The sequence below is a fragment of the Phocaeicola coprophilus DSM 18228 = JCM 13818 genome, assembly GCF_000157915.1.
Lineage (GTDB): Bacteria > Bacteroidota > Bacteroidia > Bacteroidales > Bacteroidaceae > Phocaeicola > Phocaeicola coprophilus.
In genome coordinates this window covers 46,580-58,836 of the sequence record NZ_EQ973631.1, presented here as the reverse complement: position 1 = coordinate 58,836, position 12,257 = coordinate 46,580, and the positions used below count along the sequence as shown (strand labels likewise).

Below are 12,257 nucleotides of genomic sequence, written 5' to 3'. Positions count from 1 at the left end.
ATACAGGTTTGTTATATCGGCAGAATTACTGCTTCACAGATCAAAAATCTACATACATATTTCATGGGGAAGAATCTTCCCTTATTTACAAGAGGATGTAAACTAAACACCTACCTTATAAAAATTCAGGAAGCCGGCTTAACTTCATACTGTTAGATCCTTTCACCAGAATATAAAATCCAATCGGACAATCTGATTTCAAATGATCTATTAATGTATCGACATCAGGATACTTTTCATAAGAAGTCTGAATACATCCAAATTCCGGTCCAACTAAAATAACTTTCTCAAAATTACATGTATCCAGGAAGTCTACAATTTTTGCATGCTCCTCCTTGCTACTGGATCCCAATTCTTTCATATCACCTAATATCACCATTTTATGAGCTGCCTCTACATGCCGGAAATTTTCCAAAGCAGCCATCATACTCGTAGGATTTGCATTATAAGCATCCACAATCAAATGATTATTTGGGGTTTCTTCCAATTGAGAGCGGTTATTTTGCGGTATATAAGATGACAGAGCCAAACTAATTTCCTCTTCTTCCACCCCAAAGAAACGGCCAATAGCAGCGGCAGCCAAAACATTATCCAGATTATATGTTCCGATTAAATGGGTCTGAACTTCATGCAACCCCTTCTCGCCTATCCAGGCAAAAGCCAAAAAAGGAGAACACTTCAGTACATGTCCGCTTACATATAATCCTTCGGTCTGACCATAGCGAATACAATTCAGTCCTTCAGCTATTTGGTTCAGATAAGGGTTCTCATTCTGAATAAAAACAGAAGAATTCTTCCGGCTACGCAAATAATCATATAATTCACCTTTAGTGCGTATTACCCCTTCAAAAGAGCCAAAACCTTCCAAATGTGCTTTACCGACATTCGTAATAATTCCATAGTCAGGTTCTACGATATGCGTCAGCATATGAATTTCCCCCGGATGACTGGCCCCCATTTCCACAACCGCTATTTCATGCTCCGGTTTCAATCTAAGCAATGTAAGGGGCACACCTATATGATTATTAAGATTTCCTTGTGTATAAAGAACGTTATATTTTCGGCCCAAAACTGTTGCAATCAATTCTTTCGTTGTTGTTTTGCCATTCGTTCCAGTGATACCAATAATACGTGTTCCCAACTGACGTCGATAGTAATTGGCCAACTCCTGCAAAGCCTTCAGGCAATCTTCAACCAACAAAATACGCGGATCATCCTTTTGTGCATATTCCGGTTCATCCACAACCGCATAGCGGCAACCTTTTTGCAAAGCCTGTTCTGCAAAAGCATTACCATTAAAGTTGCCTCCTTTCAAAGCTATAAACATTGATCCTTCCGGACAATTCCGGCTATCAGTAGTTACCTGACCACACTCCGTAAAGAAATCATATAAAGAAGTTATTGTTTCCATTCTCTTTTTAATCTTTAACCTAATTATACGCACAAAGATAACTGAAAAATACATAGCAAAACGACAAAAAGTAAATAATTGTGCGTACATTTGCACCCGTCAAGATGACATGTCATTATGGAAACAACACTCACCAAATACATAAATATCAACGGACAACTGATGGATCTATCCCATCCGCAGGTAATGGGAATCCTAAATGTTACGCCAGATTCCTTTTATGCCCAAAGCCGGCAACAGACAGAAGAGGGAATCCTTTCCCGTGTGCACCAGATTCTAGAAGAAGGAGGAAATATTATTGACATCGGTGCTTATTCGTCCCGCTCCAATGCTGATCATATTTCTACAGAAGAAGAGACAAAACGCCTGCGCCATGCATTAAGCCTCATCATCCGCGAATATCCTCAGGCCGTACTTTCCGTGGACACATTTCGCGCAGACATTGCACGCATGTGTGTAGAAGAATATGGAGTTGCGATCATCAATGACATTTCAGCCGGAAACATGGATGCACAAATGTTTTCCACTATAGCCCGGTTGGGAGTTCCCTACATCCTGATGCATATGCAAGGAACCCCACAAAATATGCAACAACATCCGCACTATGAACATATAGTCCAAGAAGTTCTTTATTACTTTTCCGAAAAGGTACAACAATTACGTGACTTAGGAGCAAAAGATCTCATTCTAGATCCCGGATTCGGATTCGGCAAAACTTTAGAACATAATTATGAATTACTGAACCAACTCGAAGAGTTCCAGATATTCAATCTTCCACTGCTAGTTGGAGTTTCACGTAAATCCATGATATATAAATTGCTGGGAGGAGGACCTGAAGATGCTCTTAACGGCACAACTGCCATTCATGCCATTTCCTTACAAAAAGGAGCCAATATCCTCCGAGTTCATGATGTAAAAGCAGCCACAGAAGTCGTACGGATTATGGCAGCCATGCAGAAAAACATCAAACCTAGTTGTCAACCTTCTAAAAACCAAGAATAAAGATGCCTTTCGATATTCATATCATGAGTCTGAAGGATATTCTGGATATCCTCCTTGTTGCCTTTCTGCTATACAAGACCTATAAGGTCATGAAATCTTCCGGGTCTATCAATGCATTCATCGGCATTCTGGTATTTATTGTTATCTGGGTTATCGTATCCCAGGTTCTTCAGATGCGTCTGTTAGGCTCCATCTTTGACAAATTAGTCAGTGTAGGAGTTATTGCACTGATTGTCCTTTTCCAGGATGAGATCCGCCATTTTCTGCTAACGTTAGGTTCTCATCACCGCGCCAATAGCCTGTTCAGATTTCTGAAAGGGAATAAAGAACAAAAGAATCAGAAAGAAGACATCATGCCCATTGTCATGGCTTGCCTGAACATGAGCAAAGGCAAAGTAGGCGCTCTGATCGTTATAGAGAAAAATTTTCCGTTGGATGAAATCGTACGAACCGGAGATATGATCGACGCCAACATCAATCAACGGCTCATTGAAAATATCTTCTTTAAAAACAGTCCGTTGCATGATGGTGCCATGATTATCAGCAACAAGCGAATCAAAGCAGCCGGATGTATTCTGCCCGTATCTCATAATCTGAACATTCCGAAAGAACTGGGACTCCGTCATCGTGCAGCCTTAGGCGTTTCACAGGAAACAGATGCACTTGCCATTATTGTTTCTGAAGAAACCGGAGGAATTTCCATTGCCTATAAAGGAGAATTCTACCTCAAACTAACGGCAGAAGAGCTGGAGCGTATGTTGACCAACGAAGATTAATCCTGCCCAATAGGTCAAAGAACAGAATCTTGAGGGAAATAAAATAAATCTGAGAAATTTTGGCAGTTTGACAAAGTTAACTTATCTTTGCGCCCTCGAAAGGAGAGGTGCTCGAGTGGTTGAAGAGGCACGCCTGGAAAGCGTGTATACGCCAAAAGCGTATCACGGGTTCGAATCCCGTTCTCTCCGCAAGAAAAGGTGTAAATCAGAACAGATAAGATTTACACCTTTTTTTGTATCCCGGATTATACCAAACAGTATCTCAAAACTTCATGTAAGAAAGTTTGCTCCAGAGCAACACATTGAGAAGTTCTGACCCCTACTTTTCCGGAATCTCCTCATCCTGTTTCGGACAATATCTTTGTACCGTCAGTTCTCCATTCAAGGCTCCCAGTGCATTCATCGCCAGAGCTCCCATTTCATCCTCACCCGGAATTATTTCCACCGGAGCCAAAGATTCAACCCAGCCCCGCAATGCATCCGTACAATATTCATTATAAGCAATTCCACCAGTCAGGATGATGGCATCTGTTGCACAATGCAATGCCACATGCATGGCACCGATCTGTTTGGCTACCGTATATAACATCGCATCCAGCACCCGCTTATAATGGATCTCTCCGGCATGAATGCCCCGAATAATCGTCGGGACATCTGTTGTCCCCAGGTGGGCAACCAGTCCTCCCCGTCCATTTAACATCCGGCAAAGTTCCCGATGCGTGTATTTCCCGCTGAAACACAGATCGACCAGTTGACGCGCCGGAACTGTCCCGGCTCTTTCGGGACTGAAAGGTCCTTCACCATTGAGAGCATTATTCACATCAACTACCCTGCCATACTGATGAGCACTGACTGAAATACCACCTCCCAAATGAACAACAATCAGATTCATCTCCTCATATTTCTTCCCTATACGCGCTGCATAACGCCGTGAAACAGCCCGACTGTTCAAAGCATGGAAAATCGAAATACGGGGAAGTTCCGGAACCCCGCTGATCCGTGCTTCCTCACGCAGTTCATCAGTTACTACCGGATCGGCGATATATGCCGGACATCCGGCCTGCTGCGCAATTTCATCGGCAATCCATGCAGCCAGATTTGAAGCATGTTCCATCGAAGCATTCCATAAATCCTGCTTGACCCGTTCATCAACCAGGTACACCCCTCCCGGTATCGGTTTCAGCAACCCTCCTCGCGCAATCACCGCATCAAACCGCAGCGGAATTCCCGCTTTCTCCAAAGCTTCATGCACGTGCTGGCGACGATAATCATATTGCTCATTAATATGACGGAATCCGGCCACCTCTTCAGCCGAATGATACAGACTTTCTCTCCAGACGAGAACATCATCTTCATAAACAGCCAACTTCGTGGAAGTTGAGCCAGGATTGATTACAAGTATTTTCATAAGCATTCATTTTGGGGTTCATTGCCAGCCAGACAAGCAAGTGCCAGACTGTAATATTTGGAATTTCCCGAATCCGCCCGCGAAGGTACGACAACCGGAGCAATCGTTCCGGTCAACATTCCTGCCATGTTGGCATCACCGAACAAGGACAAAGTCTTATAAAAGGTATTACCAGATTCGATATTCGGAAAAATCATAATGTCAGCGTTTCCTACCACAGGCGAGGCCAGACCTTTAATCTGACCGCTATGCGCATCACAAGCCGTCTTCGCATCCATCGGCCCATCTACAAAAACAGAACCGAATTTTCCCTGCAAAGCTTCTTCTTTCAGCTGCACATAACTGATGGTATGCGGAAACTTCTCGTTGATTTTCTCCGTACAATGAATCAAGGCAACCCGCGGCTGCTCACTTCCCAACTTACGGCACAAGGCAACGTCGGCCATGATCATCGCCCGAAACTGGTCAAGTGTAGGACGAGGGATAACGGCTGCATCCGAAAAAAACAACAATTTATGATACAAAGGAACCTGGGCAACTGCTACATGGCTCAAAACTCCACCCGAAGGGAGCAAGCCTTTTTCTTTATTTAAGACAGCACGTAAAAGATTGTCTGTATTGATCAGACCTTTCATCAGAATATCGGCTTCTCCTGTCCGCACCAGCTCCACAGCCAATGCCGCCGCGGCATCCGGAGTTTCTGCTTCATAGACTCGTACAAAATCCGGTGAGGCCATACGTAAATGATACGCCATTTCCATATCTGCCGTATCAGACACCAGTAAAAATTCTGCTATTTCTTCACGCAGAGCCCGGATGATAACATATTCCGTATGCGAATCTTTCGGACAAACCACAGCCACTCTCCGACGAATTCCTCGGGCGCGCAGGCTATGCACCATTTGCGTTAGCGTTCTTATCAGTTCCATAACACTAGATTTTAAACAAATATGGAAAATAAATCTGGATTTATCCCTATATTTGTCCGAATTACAAGAAAGATTTAACTTATGAAAACATCTCAAAAGTTTAATATCGATTTCGACTATAATGAACTGCATCATGACGCTCCGAAAGCAGTTCAGGCTCCCCTTATCGGATTGACCGGAAATTTCAGTGACAATAAGTTCAGTTTACTTCCGGGCTATTACACTTCCATTCTGAAAGCAGGTGCTGTACCTGTCATCCTCCCGCCGACTGAAGATGCTGACATTTTGATCAGTTTCCTGAATCGGATCGACGGACTTCTTTTTACCGGAGGAGCAGATATCAATCCCCTCTTCTTTCAAGAAGAACCCATCCGGGAACTACAAGACATCAACCCGTATCGTGACCGGCAGGAACTGCTGCTGGCACGTCTGGCCGCCGACCGGCAAATTCCCATACTGGGCATTTGCAGAGGAGTACAGGTTTTGAATGCTGCCTTCGGAGGAAGCCTCTATCAAGATATCCACTCACAAATGGAAGGAACACGCATCAAACATAGCCAGCAGCTGGACCGAAGCTTTGCCTCACACACCATAGAAATAGAACCGGGCTCCCTGCTGGAAAAGATTATGGGATGCAACCATGCTGCCGTCAATTCATTCCATCATCAGGCAGTCCGCGAGGCGGCTCCGGGGTTCCGGGTTTCCGCACGCGCCAAAGACGGAGTCATAGAAGCAATCGAAAGTACAGAAGGAAAATCCATACTCGGTGTACAATGGCATCCCGAATGTTTCATTCTGAATGGCGATGAATCCATGATGCCATTGTTCCACTGGCTGACTCATGAAGCAAAATCTTTCGCCAAAGCCAAAGAACTGCACAGCCGAATCCTGACTCTGGATTCGCATTGTGACACTCCGATGTTTTTTCACGAAAACATTCATTTCGAAAGCCGGGATCCCAGAATTAAGGTCGATCTGCACAAGATGAACGAAGGACGGCAAGATGCTACCATCATGGTGGCCTATCTTCCCCAGAAAGAATGTACGGAAGAAGCTCTTCGCCAGGCAACAGCTCAGGCAGATTCTCTGCTGGACCAGATCGAAGAGATAACAGTTGCCCATCCGGAGTCTGTCGGAATAGCCTATACACCGGCCGATCTCTATCGCCTGAAACGGGAAGGACGGAAAGCCATCATGCTGGGTATTGAAAACGGCTATGCCATCGGCAATGATCTTCACAATGTAGAACGCTTCCGCCGTCGGGGGGTCGTCTATATGACACTTTGCCACAACGGAAACAATAATATCTGCGGTTCGGCACGCTACAATGATGTTAATCTGGGACTGACATCTTTCGGCGAACAAGTCGTCCGTGAAATGAACCGCACAGGAATGATGATCGACCTCTCTCACAGCGGGGAACGAAGCTTTTACGACGTACTTCAAGCCAGCAGCCAGCCCGTTGTCTGTTCACATTCTTCCTGCCGTGCCTTATGCGACCACCCGCGTAACCTGACTGACGATCAGCTAAGAGCCATCGCTGCAAAGGGAGGTGTCGTACAAGTCTGTCTGTATGGCGGATTCCTCCGTTCCGGACAACCGGCAACCTTATCTGATGCAATCGCCCATCTGAATCACATGGTACAGGTCATGGGCATTGAACACGTAGGAATCGGAAGTGATTTTGACGGTGATGGAGGCATCATCGGATGTAACGACTCCTCGGAACTGATCAATTTCACCCGGCGTCTGCTGGAAGAACGTTATGGAGAAGAAGATATCCGGCTGATCTGGGGAGGTAATTTCCTGCGCGTCATGGAGGAAATTCAAAATGGCAAAAAACACTAAAACGTTTTTCTGCTCACGTGAAATGATGTACCTTTGCAACAGAAAAAATAAAACGAAGCATTACATGAAATTTTACAGTAACCTATTGACTGCAACCGCCTTGCTGATGGGTACCGCCCTCCTTTCGTGCGGCAGCAGCAACCGGAACGACAACCGGACAAAGGAAGAAAGTACGGAAGAGATATCCAACATACAGGTCCCGGAGTTCAATGCTGACAGCGCATACGCCTACGTGGCAGCACAGACAGCTTTCGGTCCACGTGTTCCTAACTCGAATGCCCATAAAGCTTGCGGAGAATATCTGGCCAAACAGCTTGAAAAGTTCGGAGCCAAAGTCTACAACCAGTACGCCGATCTGATGGCTTATGACGGAACTCTCCTGAAAGCCCGCAATATTATAGGAGCTTACAATCCGGATACACGCAAGCGAGTATTGCTTTGTGCACACTGGGACAGCCGCCCTTATGCTGATGAAGATGATCCCCAGCATCATCATACCCCCATCGACGGAGCCAATGATGGTGCCAGCGGTGTAGGAGTCCTGCTTGAAATAGCCCGCCAGCTGCAACAGCAAGCGCCGGCAATCGGTATTGACATCGTCTTTTTCGATGCAGAAGATTATGGTACTCCTGACTTCTATCAGGGCAAACACCCTTCTGATTCCTGGTGTCTGGGTTCACAATACTGGGGACGAATTCCTCACACTCCTGACTACAAAGCACGATTCGGTATCCTGCTTGACATGGTAGGAGCTCCAAATGCAACTTTCTATTACGAATATTATTCGAAAGAAACTGCCAATGATGCCATGAAGAAAATCTGGAAAACGGCAGAAAGTCTCGGCTACGGAAACTACTTTGTTCCCCAGGATGGCGGAAGCATCACCGATGATCACATCTATGTTCACTCCTTCCGGCAAATCCCCTGTGTCGACATTATCCATTATGACACAAGTACCAATACCGGATTCGTATCGACCTGGCACACACTGGATGATACACTGGAACACATTGACAAATCAACGCTGAAAGCTGTAGGACAAACTGTAATGACCGTTATTTACAACGAAAAATAAAGAAGACAATGAAGACAATCAATGAACTCCAAGACGAAGTGATCGCTGAATTCAGCGATTTTGATGACTGGATGGACAAGTATCAGCTACTGATAGACTTAGGAAATGAACAACAACCGCTTGCTCCGGAATACAAAACGGAACAGAACCTGATAGACGGATGCCAAAGCCGCGTATGGCTGCAGGCTGACCTTGAAGATGGCAAGGTTGTTTTCCAAGCAGAAAGTGATGCTCTGATCGTAAAAGGAATTATCAGCCTGCTGATTGAGGTTGTATCAGGACATACACCGGATGAGATTCTGAATTCAGACCTCTATTTCATCGAAAAGATCGGCCTGAAAGAACACCTCTCACCGACACGCAGCAACGGACTGCTTGCCATGATCAAGCAGATGCGCATGTATGCACTGGCATTCAAAGCCAAGCAAGGAAAATAACTGATTCCCATGTATGGATCATATAAAAAGCCCGGGGGCTCAAAAGCCTTCGGGCTTTTTTTAAAATGTCGAAACGTTTTCATGCATACGCCGAAACGTTTTTCAAAAAGCCCGAGACGTTTTTTGGGGAACTTATAGAAAGACCGTGCGCTTCCCGGCTATCGACAGTTTTGAATAAGGAGAAACAGATGTCCACAAAGCCAGATCGCCAGCAGTAATCGGATATGTCATTTCTCCCCGGAAATCAGCCGCCAACATACGAAGCATGATATAATCCATTCCCTGATGATGCACATCCTGTATCAAGGCTTCTTTTCCCCACTTTTGCCAGCAAATATGTTCATAGCGGGCTATATATTTCTCATCATCTTCCCAGGTCTCATACGGTGATTCACCCTCAACATAAATTTGCCGAAACTCACCTCTCCAGATACCTTTCGAACCCTGCAGTTCAAAATCAAGGCTCCGCGGACGAGGCAAGGTGGTATCATGAGTCAAAGTTATCAACACCCCGGCTTCCGTACGCATCTGGGTTATCACAATGTCTCCCATACTCACAGGCAAAGGTGAAGTCCCGCCCCGGTGTGCAACGAACTCGTTCAGCCCACAGGCCCGTGAAGAAAACGAAGTCAGTTCGGCTATGCGGTCAGTCCGTCCCACTCCTGCAGCCAGACAAAGCGGAGCCAAACCATGAGTCGGATAAAGATCCCCATTTTCGGTCAGATAAAAACGGCTTCTCCAGATACCTTCCGGTTTGTTCGGATTCCCCAGGTTTCCCTGTTCATCAACCAGCATATCACGCAGATCATGCCGGTATCCGCCCCGTAAGGCAACCAGCTGCCCCAGAACTCCGGCCTGTACCAGCTGAAGCATGGCCATATTTTCACGGGTAAAGACGGCATTCTCCAGCGGATAAATCCGAAGTCCCTTGCGGGATGCCACCTCAATCAGCGGATCATATTCGCCGAGACAAAACCCTCCCTTGATTTCCATGGCGACATGACAACCTTGTTCCAATGCATATAAAGCCTGTTCTACATGGAAATGCCACGGAGAAGCGATAACTACCAGTTCCGGATGCTGGACAGCGATCATTCGTTTATAGTCTTCAGGACCTTCGGTATATACTTCCAGCATCCCGTCAGTATGAAACACAGCCGCAGGGTCGAACACCGCTGTCACATTATAGGCCTCAATGCCTTGCATCAGCCTCAACAGACGTTGTCCCCGATAACCAGCTCCTATCAGTACGGTCTTTATACCCTTCATTGTTTTGACATTCTAATGTTCACTATGCAAAACTAAGGAAATTAAATGAATTGACAGGAAAGGCACTCAAAGAATTTTATGAAAGCAAAGCAGGTTTCAGACACTTGATCAATACCTTTTCCCCATTCTGAAGAGTTGTTGCAAACAGATAGACATCTCCCCCTTCCTTCAGTTTCAGTTTCTTCCTCAAATCGGCCACTGAAGCGGGGAAATTACGGACAGTCAGATTGGCTTTTTCCAGACCACCCAACAGTTCCTTCACTTCCTTTTTACCAAAACCGGAAATGCCAGTCACCTGAAAACAGCGTCCGGGGAAATCAACCTGTACGGAAGAAGTATACAAATGGCTGTTGGGATGAAGCTTCTTCACACCATATCTCTGGGAAAGCAGACGGTAAGGTCCTGCCTTCAATAAAGCCGCACCCGGCTCATAAAGATAGGTTTCCACCCTGTCTGCCAGCTGACAGACAGCATTTTTCTCTTCAGAAAGAGTATAAGTGAAAGGTTCGGACAAAGAGTTATGAACAGCCTGTTCACAACTTATAACAATTTCTTTCTCAGACGATTCATTTACGGAATTCATCTGATAAAGAACAGCTGTCAACTCTTTACATTCGTTGTTCACAGCAATCACGTGAAGCTCACGAATATATTTCAGATCACGCAATGCGGAAGCCATATCCAGCATGGGAGAAAGCTTGACCATTACCTTACGCCCTTTCTCTACCAATAGGGATTCCAAGGCACAGACATCCGGTTCACATTCCGTAATGGCAACAGTTTTACCTCCATGGCTGTCCCTGCGGGCCGGATCAAGAAACAGACAGTCCACAGGCTCCATCTCCTGCAAATACTCCAGAGCATCTGCATGGTGAACCTGAATATGATCAAGTCCCAGTAAAGGAAAATTATGAGCGGCCAGCCGACACAATGTCTCCTGCCGCTCTACATAATCAGCCCGCCGGAAACGACGGGCCAGAAAAGAACAATCTACTCCCAGGCCGGCCGTCAGATCTGTAAACGATTCACCACCGACCAATGAAGCCTTATAAAGAGCAGTTATCTCAGACGAACACTGTTCCATAGACAGATGCCTGGGATAAAGAATACCCTCCGTTGCTGCCCATGAAGGAATCTTCCTGACAGCAATCTGCCAACCGGCAATCTGCGTGACAGCCTCAGCCATATCTACTTGCGGATACTTCCGTGCCTGAAGGGCCAGAGTGCGTACATCATCTTCCCGGTGTGAAACAATAAACTGCCATGTTGCAGAAGACAATTCTTCTGTTCGTCCGTTGTCCTGCTCCTTCATTTTACTGCTTACCTAATAAGAATTCATCAATAGCCTTCTTCAAGGAAGCTTTCGGCATAGCTCCTTGTGCCACCTGCGGATCACCGCTTTTGGGAATAAACAACAGAGTCGGTATGCTGCGGATACCAAAGGCAGCCGAAAGTTCCGGTTCCTTTTCCGTATCAATCTTATAAACTACAATCTGTCCGTCGTATTCCTTAGCCAGTTCTTCCAGAATGGGAGCCAGCATCTTACATGGTCCACACCAGGTTGCGTAGAAGTCTACAATGGCAGGTTTATCACCTTCATACTTCCATTCGTTCGGATTCTTTTCATAATTATATACCTTCTGCAAGAACTCATCTTTCGTGAGATGCACTACCTTGGTTGTTTCTTTCGTTTCCATACTTTCTTGTTTCTCTGATTTACTACTATCAGTACCAGCATTACTTCCGCAAGCGGTAGTTACAGCCAATACTGCCATTACAACAAACAAAAGTTTTCTCATGATCATTTAAAGCTTCTGTGAATAATTTCAAATTGTTTCCTTTGGAAATCTTTTTCCAAAAGTAGTGGTTCTTATCCAAAGAAACAAGTTTCCTTAGGAAAATATTTATTTTATAACATTTTTTCAGTGAATCGCTGATCCTTCCTTTGTTCAGACTGGGCATTTCAGCTCCTGCATCTCCCTAACTGCCAGATAACGTAGATAAGTGAATGTTATGGGTTGCCGGAAATCTACAACAATAAAGCATCAGCGGGACAAGCAAAGTTTTTTGCTTGTCCCGCTGCCATTATCTATGCATCATGC

General features: G+C 45.4%; 11 protein-coding genes and 1 tRNA gene. 6 read left to right on the top strand and 6 right to left on the bottom strand.

Annotation, left to right across the window (positions count from 1 at the left end; translation table 11 throughout):
• Positions 1–115: 115 nt before the first annotated feature.
• The gene (locus tag BACCOPRO_RS00685; RefSeq protein ID WP_022277586.1) at positions 116–1,411 is read right to left on the bottom strand and encodes a UDP-N-acetylmuramoyl-tripeptide--D-alanyl-D-alanine ligase; all 1,296 of its coding nucleotides are present in this window, start codon (positions 1,409–1,411) and stop codon (positions 116–118) included.
• 117 nt (positions 1,412–1,528) lie between these two features.
• Between BACCOPRO_RS00685 and folP the strand changes: the two genes are divergently transcribed.
• The 3 genes from folP (at position 1,529) to BACCOPRO_RS00670 (ending at position 3,378) form a co-directional block, all read left to right on the top strand.
• Positions 1,529–2,413 (top strand): dihydropteroate synthase, encoded by an 885-nt coding sequence (folP, locus tag BACCOPRO_RS00680; protein WP_008139949.1) that lies wholly within the window; start codon positions 1,529–1,531, stop codon positions 2,411–2,413.
• Between the two features lie 2 nt (positions 2,414–2,415).
• Complete coding sequence (gene cdaA, locus BACCOPRO_RS00675; RefSeq protein WP_008139947.1) at positions 2,416–3,189, top strand: diadenylate cyclase CdaA; 774 nt, start codon at positions 2,416–2,418, stop codon at positions 3,187–3,189.
• 101 nt (positions 3,190–3,290) lie between these two features.
• Positions 3,291–3,378, top strand: a tRNA-Ser gene (locus BACCOPRO_RS00670).
• 130 nt (positions 3,379–3,508) lie between these two features.
• On the opposite strand, the gene buk is transcribed toward BACCOPRO_RS00670, so the two are convergent.
• Complete coding sequence (gene buk, locus BACCOPRO_RS00665) at positions 3,509–4,597, bottom strand: butyrate kinase (RefSeq protein ID WP_040311017.1); 1,089 nt, start codon at positions 4,595–4,597, stop codon at positions 3,509–3,511.
• On the bottom strand, positions 4,594–5,526 hold the full coding sequence (locus BACCOPRO_RS00660) for a phosphate acyltransferase (protein WP_008139945.1): 933 nt from the start codon (positions 5,524–5,526) through the stop codon (positions 4,594–4,596). Before BACCOPRO_RS00660 ends, buk begins: the two co-directional genes overlap by 4 nt.
• An 81-nt stretch (positions 5,527–5,607) precedes the next feature.
• Between BACCOPRO_RS00660 and BACCOPRO_RS00655 the strand changes: the two genes are divergently transcribed.
• The 3 genes from BACCOPRO_RS00655 (at position 5,608) to BACCOPRO_RS00645 (ending at position 8,886) form a co-directional block, all read left to right on the top strand.
• On the top strand, positions 5,608–7,374 hold the full coding sequence (locus BACCOPRO_RS00655) for a gamma-glutamyl-gamma-aminobutyrate hydrolase family protein (RefSeq protein ID WP_008139944.1): 1,767 nt from the start codon (positions 5,608–5,610) through the stop codon (positions 7,372–7,374).
• Between the two features lie 64 nt (positions 7,375–7,438).
• Positions 7,439–8,449 carry a M20 family metallopeptidase gene (locus BACCOPRO_RS00650; RefSeq protein WP_040311016.1) on the top strand — a complete coding sequence of 337 codons (1,011 nt, stop codon included), beginning with the start codon at positions 7,439–7,441 and terminating at the stop codon, positions 8,447–8,449.
• 8 nt (positions 8,450–8,457) lie between these two features.
• On the top strand, positions 8,458–8,886 hold the full coding sequence (locus BACCOPRO_RS00645; protein ID WP_008139942.1) for a SufE family protein: 429 nt from the start codon (positions 8,458–8,460) through the stop codon (positions 8,884–8,886).
• A 132-nt stretch (positions 8,887–9,018) separates the two neighbouring features.
• On the opposite strand, the gene BACCOPRO_RS00640 is transcribed toward BACCOPRO_RS00645, so the two are convergent.
• From BACCOPRO_RS00640 to trxA, 3 genes are all read right to left on the bottom strand, one after another.
• Positions 9,019–10,155 (bottom strand): Gfo/Idh/MocA family protein, encoded by a 1,137-nt coding sequence (locus BACCOPRO_RS00640; RefSeq protein WP_008139940.1) that lies wholly within the window; start codon positions 10,153–10,155, stop codon positions 9,019–9,021.
• 76 nt (positions 10,156–10,231) lie between these two features.
• Positions 10,232–11,467, bottom strand: a complete 1,236-nt coding sequence (locus BACCOPRO_RS00635) for a THUMP-like domain-containing protein (RefSeq protein WP_008139938.1) — start codon at positions 11,465–11,467, stop codon at positions 10,232–10,234.
• 1 nt (position 11,468) lies between these two features.
• Positions 11,469–11,957 (bottom strand): thioredoxin, encoded by a 489-nt coding sequence (gene trxA, locus BACCOPRO_RS00630; RefSeq protein ID WP_173585532.1) that lies wholly within the window; start codon positions 11,955–11,957, stop codon positions 11,469–11,471.
• Between the last annotated feature and the right edge of the window lie 300 nt (positions 11,958–12,257).

Bases quoted from the DNA above. Each gene is read 5' to 3' on its own strand.
- BACCOPRO_RS00685 (WP_022277586.1), bottom strand. From the start codon at position 1,411: ATGGAAACAATAACTTCTTTATATGATTTCTTTACGGAGTGTGGTCAG.
- folP (WP_008139949.1), top strand. From the start codon at position 1,529: ATGGAAACAACACTCACCAAATACATAAATATCAACGGACAACTGATG.
- cdaA (WP_008139947.1), top strand. From the start codon at position 2,416: ATGCCTTTCGATATTCATATCATGAGTCTGAAGGATATTCTGGATATC.
- buk (WP_040311017.1), bottom strand. From the start codon at position 4,597: ATGAAAATACTTGTAATCAATCCTGGCTCAACTTCCACGAAGTTGGCT.
- BACCOPRO_RS00660 (WP_008139945.1), bottom strand. From the start codon at position 5,526: ATGGAACTGATAAGAACGCTAACGCAAATGGTGCATAGCCTGCGCGCC.
- BACCOPRO_RS00655 (WP_008139944.1), top strand. From the start codon at position 5,608: ATGAAAACATCTCAAAAGTTTAATATCGATTTCGACTATAATGAACTG.
- BACCOPRO_RS00650 (WP_040311016.1), top strand. From the start codon at position 7,439: ATGAAATTTTACAGTAACCTATTGACTGCAACCGCCTTGCTGATGGGT.
- BACCOPRO_RS00645 (WP_008139942.1), top strand. From the start codon at position 8,458: ATGAAGACAATCAATGAACTCCAAGACGAAGTGATCGCTGAATTCAGC.
- BACCOPRO_RS00640 (WP_008139940.1), bottom strand. From the start codon at position 10,155: ATGAAGGGTATAAAGACCGTACTGATAGGAGCTGGTTATCGGGGACAA.
- BACCOPRO_RS00635 (WP_008139938.1), bottom strand. From the start codon at position 11,467: ATGAAGGAGCAGGACAACGGACGAACAGAAGAATTGTCTTCTGCAACA.